The organism is Kaistia sp. MMO-174 (assembly GCF_037147815.1).
GTDB classification, from domain to species: domain Bacteria; phylum Pseudomonadota; class Alphaproteobacteria; order Rhizobiales; family Kaistiaceae; genus Kaistia; species Kaistia nematophila.
The window spans coordinates 346,031-363,192 of sequence record NZ_JBBCUO010000007.1; the positions used below are offsets into that span (position 1 = coordinate 346,031).

The 17,162-nt window shown below is 67.5% G+C and carries 15 protein-coding genes; 7 read left to right on the top strand and 8 right to left on the bottom strand.

The genetic code is table 11. The features are described from left to right. Nucleotides 1-99 precede the first annotated feature (99 nt). The 5 genes from WFK98_RS25120 to WFK98_RS25140 all read left to right on the top strand — a co-directional run bounded on the left by WFK98_RS25120 (nt 100) and on the right by WFK98_RS25140 (nt 4,961). Nucleotides 100-1,092, top strand: coding sequence for an NAD-dependent epimerase/dehydratase family protein (locus tag WFK98_RS25120; protein WP_336802216.1), 993 nt, complete (start codon nt 100-102; stop codon nt 1,090-1,092). Further along, entirely contained in the window at nt 1,092-2,246 is a 1,155-nt protein-coding gene (locus WFK98_RS25125) for a glycosyltransferase family 4 protein (RefSeq protein ID WP_336802217.1), read from the top strand. The genes WFK98_RS25120 and WFK98_RS25125 overlap by 1 nt, the downstream gene beginning before the upstream one ends. Beyond that, the gene (locus WFK98_RS25130; RefSeq protein ID WP_336802218.1) at nt 2,233-3,522 is read left to right on the top strand and encodes a lipopolysaccharide biosynthesis protein; all 1,290 of its coding nucleotides are present in this window, start codon (nt 2,233-2,235) and stop codon (nt 3,520-3,522) included. Before WFK98_RS25125 ends, WFK98_RS25130 begins: the two co-directional genes overlap by 14 nt. Beyond that, nucleotides 3,515-4,675, top strand: coding sequence for a glycosyltransferase family 4 protein (locus tag WFK98_RS25135; RefSeq protein ID WP_336802219.1), 1,161 nt, complete (start codon nt 3,515-3,517; stop codon nt 4,673-4,675). The genes WFK98_RS25130 and WFK98_RS25135 overlap by 8 nt, the downstream gene beginning before the upstream one ends. Before the next feature lie 109 nt (nt 4,676-4,784). Next, complete coding sequence (locus WFK98_RS25140) at nt 4,785-4,961, top strand: hypothetical protein (RefSeq protein ID WP_266337064.1); 177 nt, start codon at nt 4,785-4,787, stop codon at nt 4,959-4,961. 15 nt (nt 4,962-4,976) lie between these two features. Here the strand turns inward: WFK98_RS25140 and WFK98_RS25145 are convergent, their stop codons facing one another. After that, entirely contained in the window at nt 4,977-5,630 is a 654-nt protein-coding gene (locus tag WFK98_RS25145; protein ID WP_336802220.1) for a TetR family transcriptional regulator, read from the bottom strand. A gap of 168 nt (nt 5,631-5,798) precedes the next feature. Between WFK98_RS25145 and WFK98_RS25150 the strand changes: the two genes are divergently transcribed. Both WFK98_RS25150 and WFK98_RS25155 read left to right on the top strand, forming a co-directional pair. Beyond that, nucleotides 5,799-6,878, top strand: a complete 1,080-nt coding sequence (locus WFK98_RS25150; RefSeq protein WP_336802221.1) for an efflux RND transporter periplasmic adaptor subunit — start codon at nt 5,799-5,801, stop codon at nt 6,876-6,878. Beyond that, on the top strand, nt 6,878-10,033 hold the full coding sequence (locus WFK98_RS25155; protein ID WP_336802222.1) for an efflux RND transporter permease subunit: 3,156 nt from the start codon (nt 6,878-6,880) through the stop codon (nt 10,031-10,033). The genes WFK98_RS25150 and WFK98_RS25155 overlap by 1 nt, the downstream gene beginning before the upstream one ends. Before the next feature lie 106 nt (nt 10,034-10,139). Here WFK98_RS25155 and WFK98_RS25160 read toward each other — a convergent pair whose 3' ends face one another. The 7 genes from WFK98_RS25160 to WFK98_RS25190 form a co-directional block, all read right to left on the bottom strand. Continuing rightward, the gene (locus WFK98_RS25160; protein ID WP_336802223.1) at nt 10,140-10,949 is read right to left on the bottom strand and encodes an SDR family NAD(P)-dependent oxidoreductase; all 810 of its coding nucleotides are present in this window, start codon (nt 10,947-10,949) and stop codon (nt 10,140-10,142) included. A 13-nt stretch (nt 10,950-10,962) separates the two neighbouring features. Beyond that, nucleotides 10,963-11,805 carry an NAD-dependent epimerase/dehydratase family protein gene (locus WFK98_RS25165; RefSeq protein ID WP_336802224.1) on the bottom strand — a complete coding sequence of 281 codons (843 nt, stop codon included), beginning with the start codon at nt 11,803-11,805 and terminating at the stop codon, nt 10,963-10,965. Next, nucleotides 11,805-12,890: a Gfo/Idh/MocA family protein gene (locus tag WFK98_RS25170; RefSeq protein WP_336802225.1), complete on the bottom strand. Its 1,086-nt coding sequence runs from the start codon at nt 12,888-12,890 to the stop codon at nt 11,805-11,807. Before WFK98_RS25170 ends, WFK98_RS25165 begins: the two co-directional genes overlap by 1 nt. Before the next feature lie 2 nt (nt 12,891-12,892). Further along, nucleotides 12,893-13,765, bottom strand: a complete 873-nt coding sequence (locus tag WFK98_RS25175) for a carbohydrate ABC transporter permease (protein WP_336802226.1) — start codon at nt 13,763-13,765, stop codon at nt 12,893-12,895. Continuing rightward, entirely contained in the window at nt 13,765-14,610 is an 846-nt protein-coding gene (locus tag WFK98_RS25180) for a carbohydrate ABC transporter permease (protein ID WP_442907479.1), read from the bottom strand. The genes WFK98_RS25175 and WFK98_RS25180 overlap by 1 nt, the downstream gene beginning before the upstream one ends. 104 nt (nt 14,611-14,714) lie before the next feature. Then, on the bottom strand, nt 14,715-15,647 hold the full coding sequence (locus WFK98_RS25185; protein WP_336802228.1) for a sugar phosphate isomerase/epimerase family protein: 933 nt from the start codon (nt 15,645-15,647) through the stop codon (nt 14,715-14,717). Between the two features lie 138 nt (nt 15,648-15,785). Further along, nucleotides 15,786-17,117, bottom strand: coding sequence for an extracellular solute-binding protein (locus WFK98_RS25190; RefSeq protein ID WP_266337055.1), 1,332 nt, complete (start codon nt 17,115-17,117; stop codon nt 15,786-15,788). Nucleotides 17,118-17,162: the final 45 nt, after the last annotated feature.

Sequence of the window (17,162 nt, forward strand, 5' to 3'; positions counted from 1 at the left end):
CAGCCGCAGACCAGACGAACGACCGCAAGCCAGTTTCGCATCGCTTCCTGGGGACGGATCGGGACAGGTCCGCTCCGGGAACGCGATGCCGGGGGGACCATGGCAATGACAGGTCATCGCAGTCGCATCCTGATCACGGGCGGTTCCGGCTTCGTCGGACGGCCTCTCGTCCGCCTGCTCTCCGCCGGCCACAATGTCCTCGTCTATGACGCGCTCCGCTTCGGCCGCGACCGGTTCACGGCCTCCGAGCTCGAACGGATCGAATTGGTCGAGGGCGATGTCCGCGACCAGGACCAGGTCCAGCGGGTCATGGAGGCGTTCCGGCCCGAGGTGATCCTCCATCTCGCCGCGATCCATTTCATCCCGCAATGCGAGCGCGATCCGCTGACGGCGGTCACGGTCAATGTCGCCGGCACGGTCAATCTCCTCGCCGCCGCGCCGAAAGGCTGCCGCTTCGTGCTGGCGAGCAGCGGCGCGGTCTACAGGCCCGACGAGGCGCCGCATCGCGAGGATGCTTCCAGCCTTGAGCCGAGCGACGTCTACGGACTGACCAAGCTGCAGGCCGAGCAATATCTGCAGCATTTCGCCCGCAGCCGGGAACTCGCCGGCATCGCCACCCGCCTGTTCAACGTCGTCGGCTCGGGCGAAACCAATCCGCACCTGCTGCCGGAAATCACGCTGCAGCTGAAGGCGGGACGGCGCGAGGTCCGGCTCGGCAACATCTGGCCGAAGCGCGACTACATCCATGTCGAGGATGCCGCCGCTGGCTTCGCGGCGCTGGCGCTGGCGGGCCATGTCGCGCCGGGCGAGACAGTGCCGGTCAATCTCGGCACCTCGCGCCAGCATTCCGTCGCCGAGATTCTCGACCATCTGCGGCAGGCGGCCGGTTTCGATTTCGACATCGTGTCGGATCCGGTCCGCGCCCGCGCCGTCGACCGGCCCTTCCTCGCCGCCGATATCGGCCGGATCCAACAACGTTTCGGCTGGCGGCCCAGGCGCACGCTGCAGGACGCAGTGCAGGATCTGTGGCGCCATCCCGACATCAGCCCGCGCCTGTTCGGACCGGCAGCAGCCGCGAGCGGAGCCACCTGATGCGGATCGCGCTCCTGACCGAACTCTATCCGCCCTCCATCGGCGGGCAGGAGCTCTTCTTCGAAGGGCTCGGCCGCGCGCTTGCCGACCGCGGCCATCGGGTCGAGGTGTTCTGCATCGGCCACGCGGCCGGATTGCCGGCCGAGGAGACGCTCGACGGCATTGCTGTGCACCGGTTTCCTTCGGACCCTGCCTACCGTTCGCCGCCGCGAGCCTGGATGAAGCGCGCCTGGCCGACGATCTTCCGCTACGCGTTCTGGACTCGACGCCGGCTGCGGGACGACGACTATGATCTCGTCGTGCTCAACCAATGGCCGCTGCTGCATGCCGTGACACTGCCACGCCGGCTTCGACGAAGGACCGTCCTGCACTGGTGCGAGGTTCGCAACGGGCGCTTCTATGCAACCGTACAGCGCTGGCTCCCGCGTCTCTCCGGCCACAACGCCGCGATCAGCGACGTCGTCGCCACGGCTATCGAAACGACATCGGAGCGGCCGTTCCTCGTCCTGACGAGCGGCTTGCGGCTCGGGGAATACCACTCCGCGCCTGCCCGGATGCGCAGCGGGATCCTCTCGCTCGGCCGCATCGTCGAGCACAAGAACCTGCCGCTTCTGGTCTCCGCCTTCGAGCAACTCAGGCAGGGGGGCTATGCCGGGCGCCTCACCATCGCCGGCGACGGGCCGGGGCTGGCGTCCTTGAAAGCCGTGATCGCGGCGTCGCCGGTGGGGGGCGACATAGCCCTTGCCGGGCCCGTCAGCGACGAGGACAAGGCGAAGCTCCTGGCGGAGCACGAGCTTTTCGCCATCGTCAGCCAGCGCGAGGGCTTTCCGCGCGTCGTCGCCGAGGCGATGGCCAGCGGCCTGCCGGTACTGACCGCCGGCTATCCCGGCAACGGCGCCAGCGACATCGTGCGCGCCGCCCGATGCGGCCTCGTCGCCGAGCCGGCGCCGGCCGCCCTGGCAGACGCCGCACGGGCCATCCTTGGCCAGTGGGCGGCCTATTCCGAAGCCGGCCTCCGCTTTGCGGCGGACCTCGACTGGTCGTGGATCGCCGAGCGGCTGGAACGACAGGTCGGCTGGGAGCCTGCCCTGTCTCCCGCGCGGTCCGAAGCCGCGTCCTCTCCATCACCGGCCGACTCCCATGCCGTCGGCTAGCGTCGCCCTCGGTCGTCACCCGCTGTTGCTTCCCGCCGCCAATCTGACCCTGCGGGCGGCAGGGCTGGCGATGCGGCTCGGACTGGTCGTCTATCTCGCGCGCTATCTCGGCATCGGCGCGGTCGGCCAGTTCGGGCTGATCCAGGGCGCGGCAGCGCTGGCGCCGGTCGTGCTCGGCTGGGGCGTGACCTATTTCCTCGGCCGCGAGATCGTCGGCCGCCCGCCCCTCCAGGCCGGGCGGCTGGTCCGCGACCGCCCTCTCCTCACCATCGCGAGCCTGACGGCCGCCGGCGCCATCGTCGCGGCGCTGATGGTGGCAGGCGGGATCGCCGTGCCGGATTCGCTGCCCTGGATCGCCGCGATCCTGTTCCTCGAGACGATCGCCTTCGACCTTCATCTCGCCCTGATCAGCCTGGGAAGGCCGCTCGCCGCCAACTGGCTGCTCTTCATCCGCTCGGGCCTCTGGGTTCTGCCTGCGGCCGGGCTTGGCATCGCCTTCCCGGGGCTGCGCAGCCTCGATTTCGTGCTGCTCTGCTGGACGCTCGCGCTCGTCGCGAATTTCGGCACGCTGCTGTCCGTCGCCCGCGACTGGCCGCTCGCGGCGATTTCCCGTCATCGCGTCGACACGGCTTGGATCCTGGCGCGGCTGCGCGGCAGCGGGCTGATCTACCTGAATGATCTCGGCATCGCCGGCATGGCCTATCTCGACCGCTACGTCGTCCATTCGCGGCTCGATCTTCACGCCACCGGCATCTTCGTGCTGCACTGGGCGATCGCCAACGCCATCCACGTGCTGGTGACGGCCGCGACCATACAGGTCTCCCTGCCCGTACTGGTCACGGCCTACCGCACGGGCGGCGAAGGGAAGTGGCGTCGGGAGCTCCGCGATCTGTCCGTCCGCGTCGCGGCAATCGGCGCGCCACTTGCGATCCTCGTCTATGCCGTCGCCGTTCACGCCCTGCCGCCTGCGACCCGTACTGCCCTGCCGATCGATGCGCGGCTGCTGGCGCTCATGCTCGCCTCGACGGTGATCCGGCTGCTGGCGGACGCGCTCAACTACGGACTCTACAGCCGCGGACTCGACCGATCTCTGGCCTGGATCAATATTGGCGGGGCGCTGGCCGCCTTGCTGTTCAGCCTGCTGCTGCTGCCCCGGTTCGGGCTCCTAGGCGGCGGCCTCGCCATGGTGCTGGCTTCCACGCTGCTGCTCGCCGCCCGCGCAGCCGCCCTCGCGGGACGCGACAGGGCAAGCCCGATGGAGCCGCGTCATGGCTGAGCCGCTGCCGCGGGAAACGGATGGGAGCGCCCGCTCGGAAGGATCGCCGCGCCGCCGCATCCTGCACATCCTGCCCGACGGCAGCGCCGGCGGTGGCGGAACCGCCGTGCTCGGCCTCTGCCGCGACCTGCTCGCCACGGGACGATGGGACGTGGCGCTGGTCACGGCGCCCGGCTCCGCCGTGATGGAGCAGGCGAAGGCGGCCGGCATCCGCACGCATGGGCTCGACTTCTTCACCTCGCGGCTCGACCCGCGCATCGCCCGCCGCCTGGCGCGGCCGGTCGAGGCGACCCGGCCCGACATCGTCCACGCTCATGGCGCGCGCGCAGCACTCCCTTTCTGCTTCCCGGCGCTGCGCCATATCGGCCCGCTCGTCTACACGGTGCATGGGTTCCACCACGTCCGGAAGCCGTTCCCGCTCCGCCAGCTCAGCCGGCTGGCCGAGAGGCGGATCGCGGCGCGCGCCGCGGCGGTCGTCTTCGTATCGGCCGGCGACCAGAGCCGCGCGGCCAACGAGGAGATCCTCCCCCGCAGGGATCCGAAGGCTACCGTCATCGCCAACGGCATCGACCCCGCCGATTTCGATGGCCTGACGGCGACGGAGGAGCGGTTCGACCTCGTCTTCGCCGGACGGGCCCACCAGCAGAAGAACCCGTTCTTCATGATCGAGATCATGGAAGCCTTGCGCACGACCGGCATCCGCCTTCGCATGATCTGCGGCGGCGAACTGGAGGCGGCGGTGCGGGCGCGCGTCGCCGTGAGCCCGGCCCGCGACCAGATCGTGCTGTCCGGCGCGCTGCCCCGTCGCGACGTTCTACGCGCCTTCCTCTCGGCGCGGCTCTATGTCCAGCCCTCGCTCTGGGAGGGCCTGCCGATCGCGCCGATCGAGGCGCTCTATTGCGGCCTGCCTGTCGTCGCCTCAAAGATCCGCGGAACGGACGAGGTAGTGATCGACGGCGTCAACGGACGCCTGATCGAGCGGTTTGAGCCGAAGCTCTATGCCGACGCCATCCGAACGCTCCTCGGCGACGAGGCGATGCGCGATCGCCTCGCCGTGCAGGGGGAAGCCTGGATCAAGCGGCAGTATCTCCGGCCCGCCGGCTCGGAGCGCCTCGCGCGGCTCTACGAAGGTCTGCTGGCGCAGGGCGAATAGACCGCAACCGGCCGCGGCGACGGCGGCCCTTTCGCGAAGCGGATCTCTCGTCTACCTCTACGGAAGCGTGCCGCGAATCGCCGCTGCCCGTCACGGGAAGCCGTCACCGATGAGCAGCCAGATCCCCGACCATCCGAGAAACGCCGCCGAGGCAAAGGAGCGCGACGCGCTTCAGCCCGGCTGGCGGGTCATGCTCCGGGTGGTGACGCGCGCGCTCGTCTATGCCGGCATCATCGCCGCCAGCATCCTGATCTGGTGGGCGATCGGCAGGCTCTTCATCGGCTGAGCCCACCCTGGTGGATCATCCGCGCGCCTTTGAAAGCGCCACCTGCTGCGGACAGGCGGCATCGCGGCGGAAGCTTTCCACCAGGCTCTCCAGCGCCATCCGCAGGGTCTTGGCTACCTCGGCGTCGAAATCAAAGCGGAGCCAGTTGTCGAGCAGGCCCGACATGAAGCAGTGCAGCGTCGTCGATGCCGTCGTCGCCGTCCATCCTGGCGCCAGCTGGCCGGCCTCGGAGGCCCGCTCGAAGGCGAGACGGAAATTCTCGACCATGGTGTCGTGCATGGAGCGCTGCAGGGTATAGGCCTCCTGCATCTCGCTTAGATATTCGCAGCGCGTGACGGTGATCCTGTAGACGGTGCGCGTGTGCTCGTCAGTGCCGAACAGCTCAATCACGCTGAGCGCCCAGTCGAGAACCGCCCGCAGCGGGTCGGAGGCGTGCTCGAAAGTCCGCGCCAGCTCATTGACATGCTGGTCGTATGCGCGGGCGAAAATCGCGGTCAGGAGCTCCTGCTTGTTGGCGAAATGCCAGTAGATCGCGCCGCGCGTCACGCCGGCTTCCGCCGCAATCCGCTCCAGCGAGGCACCCGCGACGCCGATCTCGATGAACACGGTTTCCGCAGCATCCAGGATGCGTTGCCGAGTTTCCTCAGACTGAGATTTTGTTCGCCTCACTTAGCAAGCTTCCTTTACATACAGCGATGCAGGTATATATGCTGTACTGCAATAGATCCAGACATCCCATATTTGCGGTGCAAAACCATGCGCTTGGCCTCCTTCGCCCGCCAAACCCTATCAACGCTCTTCCTCGGCGCCAGCCTCCTGGCGCTACCCGCGACGGCCATGGCACAGGCGCCGGCCGCCCCGCCGCCGCCTAGCGTCGAGCTCACCACGCTCAACGCGCGCGAAGTGCCGATCAGCTACAGCTATGCCGGCCGCGTCTCGGCGTTTCGCGAAGTCCAGGTGCGCGCCCAGGTCGGCGGCATCCTGATGGAGCGGGCCTATGTCGAGGGCGCGCGGGTGAAGGCCGGCGACGTGCTGTTCCGCGTCGATCCCAAGACCTATGAGGCAGAGGTCGCCAAGGCCGAGGCGCAGTTGCAGACCGCCGAGGCGCAGCTGGCCCAGGCGAACCGCGACAAGGTCCGCGCCGTCGAGCTGTTCAGCCGCCAGGTTGGCTCGCAGAAGACCCGCGACGACGCCCTTTCGGCGGTCGAGCTCGCCGAGGCATCCGTCGCCGCGGCCAGGGCGCAGCTGAAGGCCGCCCAGATCAATCTCGACTATGCGACGGTGCGCGCGCCGATCGACGGCGTCACCAGCCTCGACGTCGTGCCGGAAGGCAGCCTGATCGGCGTCGGCAGCACCGACAGCCTGCTGACGACGATCACCCAGCTCGACCCGGTCTATGTGAACTTCTCCTTCACCGATGCGAATGCCGCCGAGATCCGCGAGATCGCCGAGGCGCACAAGCATCCGACCGCCGGCAACAAGCTGATCGCCAGCATCACCTTCGGCGACGGCTCCGCCTACGAGAAGACCGGCGAGATCGACTTCACCTCGGCCAGCATCGACACGCAGACCGGCACGATCCGCTCGCGCGCCGTGTTCGCCAATCCGGACTTCCGCCTGATCCCCGGCCAGTTCGTGCGCGTGACCATCAGCGGCATGTCGCTGCCGCAGGCGATCGTCATCCCCGAAATTGCCGTGCTGCAGGGGCCGCAGGGCAAGTTCGTCTACACCGTGGACGACAAGGGCGTCGCCGCCATGGCGCCGGTGACGCTCGGCCAGTCGGTCGAGGGCGGCTGGGTCGTGACCGCCGGCCTCAAGTCCGGTGACCAGGTCGTCACCTCCGGCGTCATCAAGGTCCGTCCGGGGGCGCCGGTCGCGGCCGCCAAGACGATCGTCCAGACAGCGCAGGCGAACTGATGAACCGCTTCTTCGTCGACCGGCCCGTCTTCGCGGCCGTCATCTCGATCGTCATCGTGCTGGCGGGCATCCTCGCCATGCGCGCGCTGCCGATCGCCCAGTATCCGGAACTGACGCCGCCGCAGGTGGTCGTCAACGCCACCTATCCCGGCGCCAGCGCCGACGTGCTGACACAGACGGTCGCGGCGCCACTCGAAGAGCAGATCAACGGCGTCGAGGACATGCTCTACATGCAGTCGATCAACTCGGGCTCCGGCTCGATGCGGCTGATCGTGACCTTCGCCACCGGGACCGACGCCGACCAGGCGACGATCAACGTCAACAACCGCGTGCAGCGCGCCCTCTCGGCGCTGCCGTCGGAAGTGCAGCGGCTCGGCGTCACGGTCAACAAGCAGTCGAGCTCGATCCTCGCGGTCATCGCGCTGACCTCGAACAACCCGCAATACGACTCCGTCTACCTGGCCAACTACGCGCTGCTCAACGTCATCGACGAGCTGAAGCGCACGCCGGGCGTCGGCGAGGCGAACCTGTTCAGCCGCGAAAACTACGCCATGCGCATCTGGCTGCGCCCGGACAAGCTGGCGCAGTTCGGCCTGACGACCGACGACGTCGCCACCGCCGTCCGCGAGCAGAACCAGCAATACGCCGCCGGCCGCGTCGGCGATCCGCCGACCGCGGGCCAGCTGACCTATTCCTACGCCGTCACCACCGATGGCCGCCTGCCCGACCCCGAGGCCTTCGGCAACATCATCCTGCGCTCGGATTCGAACGGCTCGACGCTGCGGCTGCGCGACGTCGCGCGCATCGACCTCGGCGCCCAGGACTATGGCTTCAAGGCCATCCTGGACGGCCAGCCGACCGTGCCGATCGGCATCTACCTGCAGCCGGGCGCCAACGCGCTCAACACGATCGAGGCGGTCAAGGCCAAGCTGGACGAGATCCAGACGCGGATGCCGGAAGGCGTCAGCTACAGGATCCCCTATGACACGACCCTGTTCGTGCAGGCCTCGATCGACGAGGTGATCAAGACCTTCATCGAGGCGCTGATCCTCGTGGTGGTGGTCGTCTTCGTCTTCCTGCAGAACTGGCGGGCGACGCTGATTCCGCTGATCGCCGTGCCGGTGTCCATCCTTGGCACCTTCGCGGGCATGTATCTGCTCGGCTTCTCGATCAACCTGCTGACGCTGTTCGGCCTCGTGCTCGCGATCGGCATCGTCGTCGACGACGCCATCGTCGTGCTCGAGAACGTCGAGCGCATCATGACGACGGAAAAGCTGCCGCCGCGCGAGGCTACCATCAAGGCGATGGGCGAAGTGACGGGTCCCGTCATCGCCATCGTGCTGGTGCTCGTCTCGGTGTTCGTGCCGGTGGCGTTCATGGGCGGCCTGGCGGGCGAAATGTATCGCCAGTTCGCGATCACCATCGCCGTCTCCGTTACCCTCTCCGGCATCGTCGCCCTGACGCTGACGCCGGCGCTCTGCGCCCTGCTGCTGAAGCCGGGCCATCACGAGCCGATCCTGCCGTTCCGCCTGTTCAACCGCTTCTTCGACCGGCTGACGCGCGGCTATACGGCCGGCGTGCGCTTCTTCCTGAAGCGGGCCCTGCTCGGCGTGACGCTGTTCGCCGTCATGATCGGCGCCATGGGCTATCTCGCCATGAAGATCCCCGGCGCGCTCGTGCCGGAAGAAGATCAGGGCGTCATCCTGACGGTCGGCATCCTGCCGCCGGCCGCGGCCCTGTCGCGCACCGCCGACGTCATGTCGACCGTGAACGACAATGTGTCGAAGCACCCGGCCGTGCAGAGCGTGCTCGCCTTCTCCGGCTTCGACCTGCTCGCGGGCTCGCAGTCGCCAAGCGCCGGCGCCGCCTTCGTCAAGCTGAAGGACTGGGAAGAGCGGAAGACCCCGGATCTCGACGCGCGCGCCATGCCCGGCCAGGTGATGGGCATGAACGCCGGTATCCAGGACGGCATGGTTCTCGCCTTCAACCCGCCGCCGATCCAGGGCCTGAGCACGACGGGCGGCTTCGAGCTGTACGTGCAGGACCGCGCCGGCGCCGGAACCCCGCAATTGCTGGCGACGACCCAGGCGCTGGTCGAGGCCGCCGCCAAGCGTCCGGAGCTCGCCGGCGTCCGCACGACGCTTGCGACCAACGTCCCGCAGTACAAGATCAATGTCGACCGCGAGAAGGCCAAGGCCCTCGGCGTGCCGTTGACCTCGATCTTCGCCACCATGCAGGCGACCTTCGGCAGCCTGTACGTCAACGACTTCACGCTCTATGGCCGCAATTTCCAGGTCAAGCTGCAGTCGGAGGCGAACTTCCGCGAGAAGCCGGAGGACCTGCGCCAGGTCTTCGTCCGCGCCGACGGCGGCAGCATGATCCCGCTCGACGCGCTCGTGCATGTCGAACGGACGATCGGACCGGACCTGCTGGAGCGCTTCAACAACTTCCCCGCCGCCAAGGTGATGGGCAATCCTGCACCGGGCTACTCGTCCGGCCAGGCGCTGGCAGCCATCCGCGAAGTGGCGGCGGAAGCGCTGCCGCCGAACTACACCGTCGCCTGGACGGGCTCCGCCTACCAGGAAATCGCCACCGGCGGCACCGGCCAGCAGGCGCTGATCTTCGGCATCATCATGGTGTTCCTGATCCTCGCCGCCCAGTATGAGCGCTGGTCGCTGCCGCTCGCCGTCATCCTGGCGGTGCCGTTCGCGCTGTTCGGTGCGTTCCTCGCCATCTGGCTGCGCGGGCTCAGCAACGACGTCTACTTCCAGATCGGTCTGGTCACCCTGATCGGTCTGGCGGCGAAGAACGCGATCCTGATCGTCGAGTTCGCCGTGATCAAGCGCGAGGAGGGCATGAGCGCCTTCGACGCCGCGCTCGAGGCGGCGCGCCTGCGCTTCCGCCCGATCATCATGACGTCGCTGGCCTTCATCCTCGGCGTGGTGCCGCTGGCGATCTCGACGGGCGCCGGCTCCGCCAGCCGCCATTCGATCGGCACCGGCGTCATCGGCGGCATGCTGGCGGCGACCTTCATCGCCACCTTCTTCATCCCGCTGTTCTACCGGCTGATCGGTGGCGGCAAGGACAAGAAAGCGGAGGCGACGACGACGCCCCCGGCCGCACCGGCGCCGGCCGCCCGCCAGGAACCCGCCTGAGGCCCCAGGCCTCGGCACCGCCCAAACGAAAGGGGCGACGCCAGACCGGCGTCGCCCCCTTTTTCTTGTCCGTCCCGAAGCCACGCCAAAGGCGTGACGCCGGCGCCTAGATCAGGCGCGGGAACGCATAGGCGTCCGGGGCATTGGCCCAGCTCAGCAGCGTCTGGCCGCCATCGATCAACCAGTCGACGCCGGTGACATGACGGGCGTCGTCGCTGGCGAGGAAGGCGACCGCCGCCGCGACGTCCTCCGGCTGGCCGATGCGGCGCAGCGGGATGCGGTCGGAGAAGCGCTTGGTGCTCGCCTCGAAGGCCGCCTGGTCGGCCGCCGGGACGCCCAGCGTCGTCTGGATCACGCCCGGGCAGATCGCATTGATGCGGATGCCATAGGCGGCGCAGTCGAGCGCCGCGACCTTGGTCAGGCCGACGACGGCGTGCTTGCTGGCCGTATAGGGCGAGCCGCCCGGCAGCACGTCCCAGCCCGCCATGGACGAGCCCATGTTGACGATGGCGCCGCCCTGCTTCTGCGCGATCATGATGCGGACGACGGCCTGCTGGACGATGAAGATGCCGCGCAGGTTGATCCGGATCACCCGGTCCCATTCCTCCAGCGGCAGGTCATAGACCGGCGCTGGCGTGCCGGAGATGCCGGCATTGTTGAACAGCACGTCGATGCGGCCGAAACGGGCGACGACGGCGGCAAGCGCCTGGTCGACGGCCGCCGGCTCCGTGACGTCGGCGGCGACCGCGAACGCCTTGTCGCCGAGTTCGGCCACCAGCGCCTCGGCGCGTCCGCCGTCCTGATCGAGGATGGCGACGCCCGCCGCGCCCTCGGCGAGGAAGCGGCGCACGGCCGCCTGTCCGATGGCGCCCGCGCCGCCCGTCACCACAACGATCTTGTCCACGAACCGCGTCATTGACGGTCTCCAATCATGCTTTCGGATAGTCGCGCCAGGAATGGCGGGGCTCATAGCCCAACGTCTTCCGCGCATTGTCGAGGTCGAAGGTGCTGGCGAAGCCCGGCATCGGATTGCGCTTCACGTTCGGGAAGGCGCGCTCGGCTAGTTCCGCCGTCGGCTCGTCCATGTAGCTGTCGGCGGCGCTGATCATGACGCGGGCATGGCCCTCGACCGGCGCTTCGAGCGCCAGCAGGAAAGCGGCCGCCGCGTCGCGCGCGTCGATATAGGACCAGAGGTCCCGGCCAGCATCGCCCGAGGCGCGGCGCGGCCCGATCTGGCCGGCGAAACTCTCCGGCGTCTGCACCCAGGGCATGCGCAGGCTGACGGCGGTGAAGGCGTCGCGGCGCACCGCCGCCTGCACCATCTCCTCGCCGAGCCACTTCGACAGGCCATAGGCGTCCTGCGGGCCGACGGGGTGGGCATCGTCGATCGGCAAGTATTGCTGCTCCGGCCAGGTGGTGAAGAACGGATAGCCGAAAATGCTGAAGGACGAGGCGTAGACGAAGCGGCGCGCGCCCGAAAGGACTGCCGCCTCGATGACGTTGTAGGCCAGCGCCATGTTGGTCTGGAACACTTCGGCCGCGGCGCGCCCCGTCGGGCGCGGGATGGCGGCGATGTGGAAGACGGCGTCGGCGTCACGCACGAGTTGCAGCGCCACGCCGAGATCGGTCAGGTCGGCGGTGACGTGGCGCCAGCCGCCCTCGCCCGGCGGCGGCACGGTGTCGATGCCCAGCACGTCATGGCCGGCGGCGACCGCGGCCGCCGCGACATGCCGGCCGAGCAGGCCGCTGGAGCCGGTGATGACAATCCGCATCACTTCACCTCTTTCGGGCAGGCCGGCAGCGCCCGGATGATCGCCTGCGCCAGCTTCAGGTCCTCGAGGCCGCCCTCCAGGCTGGTGCGCGGCGCCGCACCACTATGCAGGCAATCGATGAAGTGCAGCCACTGCTGGCGGAACGCGGTGTCCGGCTTGCCGGGGATAACCACCTCGGACGGGCCGTTGCCGCGCGGTTCGCGGATGGTGACGGTCGCGGCCGTGTTGCGGACATAGGGGTTCTGGAAGTCGACGCGGACTTCGTCATGCTTGCCATAGGCGGCGATCCATTCGTCCCACCACTCATACTGCGCGCCGAACGAAACCTCGAACACACAGGGGACGCCATTGGCGAAATTCAAGAGCGCGAAGATGTGGTTGGGATCGATCGCCTTGGCATATTCGACGCTCTCGGCGACGCCAAAGGCGCCGCGCAGCACGGCGAGGTTATGGCTGCCGAGCATCAGGAGCATCAGATAGAGATTCTTGTAGCCGGCATGATCGGCGCCGAGCGAGGCCTCGATGCGGGCGTCGGCGGCTTCGCGACCGGCGGCGAGGCTGGCCGGATCGACATCGGTGCCGCGAACCTGTGTGTAGAGGTCCTGGTAGCGGTCGAAGCGGCCGGCGAAATTATGGACGTGGATCTGCTTCAGCGCCTCGATCGAGGCCATCCGCTCGATGCCGAGCACATAGCCGGGATCATGGAGCTTCATGTAGCCAACCAGGCCGATGACGCCCCTGGCCTTCGCCTTCTCGATGAGCGGCGCGGCTTCCTCGGCCGTGAAGGCGAGCGGCTTCTCGACGGTGAAGTGCTTTCCGGCGGCGATCACGTCCTCGATGATCGGACCGTGGTCGTAGGTGCAGATCACGACGACGTCGACGGCCGGATCGTTGATCAGGTCGCGATGGTCGGTGTAGCGGCCGGCCACGCCATAGGCGTCGCCGAGACTGTCGACGACCTGGCGGGAAAGATCGCAGAGCGCCGCGATCTCCAGCTCCGGCAGTTCCTTGATGATCGGCAGATGCATGAGCTGGGCGATCTCGCCGCAGCCGACAACGCCGACACCGATCTTGCGCTTTGTCATTCTCAGGCCTTCACTGCGCCGGCGGTCAGGCCGGCAATAAACTGCCGCTGCATGAGCACGAACAGGGCGATCACCGGCAGGGTGGTGATCATCAACGCTGCGAAATAGAGATTCCACAGGGAGTCGTACTGCTGGAAGAAGTTGACCAGCCCGAGCGGGATGGTCTGTACGTCCGGCTGCCTGAGCAGCAGGAAAGCCAGGAAGAAGTCGTTCCAGACCTCGATGAAGCCGAAGATGATGATCAGCGCCATGCCCGGACGCGCCAGCGGCAGCATGATCCTGAACAGGATCGTCACCCGCCCTGCCCCGTCGACGCGGGCGGCGTCCTCGAGATCGAACGGCAGCGACATGAAGAAGCTGCGCATGATGAAGATCGACAGCGGCATGATCGACGCGGCGTAGATGAAGCAGATGCCGATGGTCGAGTTGATGATGCCGAGGTCGCGCGCCACCATGAAGAGCGGGATCGCCAGCACCTGCGGCGGCACCAGCATCGAGCCGACGACGAGGCCGGTGATCAGGTTGCGGCCGGGGAAGCGCAGCCGCGCCAGCGCATAGCTGCAGGGCGTCACGACAACGAGGAGGATCGCCAGCGACAGCACCGTCACAGTGACGCTGTTGAAGATGCGCGTCCCCATGTCGGCCATCTTCCAGGCCTGGATGTAGTTGTCGAAGACCAGGCTGGAGGGCGGCCCCCAGACATTGTTGATCAGCTCGGACTTGGTCTTCAACGAACCGAACAGCACCCAGAGCAGCGGATAGAGCGTCTGGAACAGCACGATCACCAGCGCGGCAGAGATGCCGAGCCGCTCGAGCACCTGCGCGAAGGAGAGCGGCGCGACCGGTTGCGCGGCGTGGGCGGGGGACGTAGCCATCAGACCTTGAACCTCGTGCGACCGAGCCAGTAGACGAGCGCCGCACAGAGCCCGCCGACGAGGACGAACAGCGCGTAGCCCATGGCGGCGGCATAGCCCATCTGGCTCTCGTTGAAAGCCGCCTTGACCATGGCCGTGATCACCACCTCGGTGGCGTGGTTGGGTCCGCCCTGGGTGAGGACATGCACGATATCGAAATTGCGGACGAAGGCGCCGGAGAGGCTCAGGATGGAATTGATGAAGACCACCGGCACCATAAGCGGCAGCGTGATGTGCCAGAAGCGGCGCCAGGCGCTGGCGCCGTCGACCCGCGCCGCCTCGTAGAGCTCGGACGGGATCGTTTGCAGGCCGGCGAGATAGATGACGGCGTGGAAGCCGAGCCACTTCCAGACGTCGACGGCGATGACGGCATAGAGCGCCGTGTTCGCGTCGCCGAGCCAGCTGCGCTTCAGCGAGGCGAGGCCGACGAGATCGAGCCCGGCATTGAGCAGGCCGAAGACGGGATTGTAGATCCACGACCAGAGCAGGCCCGCGGCGACGAAGGAGATCGTCACCGGCACGAAGACCGAGGCGCGGATGAAGGCGCGCGCGAAGGTGACCCGGTTCAGCAGCAGCGCCAGCGCGAGGCCGAGCCCGTTCTTCAGCAGCAGGCTCAGGATCACGAAGATGAAGCTGTTCTTCAGCGCGCCGAGGAAGATGGCGTCCTTGGTCAGTCGCAGATAATTCGCCGCCCCGATGAAGCGCGGCGGCGAAAAGCCGTCCCAGCGATGGAAGCTGAGCCAAAGGCCGTTGAAAAACGGCCAGAGGAAAAACAGCGCGAAAAGGATGGCTGCCGGCAAGATCATCATCGCCGCGACAAAGCCATCGCTGCGGCCCAGGCGCCTCGCCAGGGAAGCGCGCGGGACGACCCGCACGCTCTCACCAGAAATTGCCGACAGGTTCGCCATCGCTACGCCGCGCCGCCGGGGGTCAGCACGAGGCCGAGCGTGTTCTTCAGATAGTCGATGCTCTCGAGCGTGCTCTGCTCGGCCGTCTTCTGCGACGCGTCGAGCTCGACGATGGCGAGGCCGGCATATTCCGCGTCGAGCAGCACCTTGACGAGGCCCTTCAGGTCGACGACGCCGGCGCCGAGCTCGCAGAAGGCGGCGTAGCGATCATAACCCTTCAGGGACGGATCGACCTTGGTGTCCTTCAGATGCATGTAACGAACGGCGGAGATGTAGGTCTTCACCGCGTCGACCGGGTCGGAATAGGTCTGCGCCAAATGGGCCGGGTCGATGCAGAGGCCGGCGACGGAGGTGTCGAGCACGTCCATCAGGCGGTCGAGCTGCTCGCGGTTCTCGACGAAGGTGTCGAGATGCGGATGATAGACCGTATCGATGCCGAGATCCTTGGTGCGACGGCCGATGTCCTCGAGCGAGCGGGCGAAATCGCGGTAGTCCTGCGCCTCATGCGCATTGCCGGAAGCGACCGACGGTCCGCCGCCCAGCACCAGCACGGGCGAGCCGAAGCCCTTGAGCAGGCGGGCGAGCGACAGCAGCACGTCGCGCTCATATTCCCAGGCGACCGGATTGGTGAACACCGCATTGACGTAGAGCGACGACAGGCGAATGCCGAGCTCGCTCTGCGCCTTCGACAGGATCGCGTAGCGGCGCAGGATGTCGGTGTCGGTGGTGACGCCCATCGGCGCCTGGTGCCCGAGCTGCATGTACTTGCGGGCGAACTGGTCGGAAAGGCTGGTGAACGCCAGGATCTCGAACCAGCCGAAGCCCTGCTCGGCCAGGAACTTCAGGGCCGGCTGCAGCGGCAGGCCCTCGAGGTCCCAGCTGTTGAGGTGGTAGCCGATGGAGAAGCGCTGCGGCTTCGAGCTCAGGGGGGTCATGGTCTCGTCCTTGTCGATGATCCGTTCCGGCAACGGCCCGTGCGAAAGCCGCGGCCACGCCGGCGCGAAAGCGCCGGTCAACCTGCGAAAGCCCCGGCTTCAAGCCGAAACCGGGGCTCTCTGCTGCGTGGGGCGGACTTAGTCCTGCGGCGGCCAGTTGCCCTGGGCAACGAGGTCGTCATAGACGGCCTGCACGGCGTCGGCCGCCTGCTGCGGCGTCAGCTGGCCGCCGACGACGCCGGCGATCGACGACGAGACGGCCGTCGCGATTTCCGCCGGCCAGACCCAGTCGAGGAACTTGACCGTGTTCGGGAAGGCGCTGGCGCGCAGGTCCTTGGCATAGGCGTCCTCGACGACCGGCACGCCCTTGACCGAGGTCGCGAGCGGCTGCTCGGGCTCGAGATAGAGCGTCGCAACCTCCGGCTTGGTCAGGTAGCCCATGAAGGCGACGGCAGCGTCGACCTTCTCCGGCGCGATCGTCGCCGACATGCACATGCCGTTGTCGGCGCCGCCGCCATGCTTCGGCTCGCCCGGGGTGCCTGGCATCTTCGGGAAGGCGAACACGCCCCATTCGAAGTCCTTCACGCTCTCCTGGAGCGAGGGAACTTCCCAGGTGCCGCCGTAATACATGGCGCTCTTGCCGCTGGCGAAGGCCGAGCGCATGCCGTCCTGGTCGACGGCGAGGGAGTCCTTCGAGAGGATGCCGTCATCGACCCACTGCTTCAGCAGCGCGAAGGCGGCCACGCCGTCGGGATCGTTGAACTTGGCCTTGCCGTCGAGGATCGCCGTGGTGCGGCCGATCGGGTCGCCCGAGGACTGGGCGAAGGTCTCGAAGTACCACATCGGCCACATCGGCGTGTTCGAGCCCTGGTGCAGCAGCGGAATGACGCCGGCGGCGGCAAGCTTCGGCGCCGCGGCCTTCAGGTCCTCATAGGTCGGCGGGACCGGAATGCCGAGATCGGCGAACAGCTTCTTGTTGTAGAAGATGGTCGAGGTCGACATCGTCGTGATCGGAACAGCGTAGACTTCGCCGCGCACCGTGAAGGCGCCGATCGCCGGCTGGTCGAGATTGGCGGAAAACGCCTCGATTTCCTTGGTGATCGGACGAACCAGGCCACGGCGGACATAGGCGCCGTTGGTGTAGAAGGCCGAGCAGGCGATCAGGTCCATTTCCTGATTGGCAAGGCGCGCCGTCATCAGGCGCTGCACGTCATTGGCCTGCGGGCCCTGGGCGTCCCACTCGACCGCCTTGACCTCGGGATGCTCGGCCAGGAAGCCGGCGATCACCTTGTCCTGAATGGCTTTCTGGACGTCGGGCGTCTGGCGCGGGGCCAGCTTGTTGAGCGCCGAGCCGCCGAACACCTTGAGGGTGATCCCCTCGGCGCTGGCCATCGACGGAGACATGGCTGCCAGGACGGTCATGGCGCTGGCTAGCATCAGGCGCGAAACGGTTAGCTTGCGAATGAGCATGGAAGTCCCTCCGATCAATGACGAGAACGGTCCCCTCGACCCCTC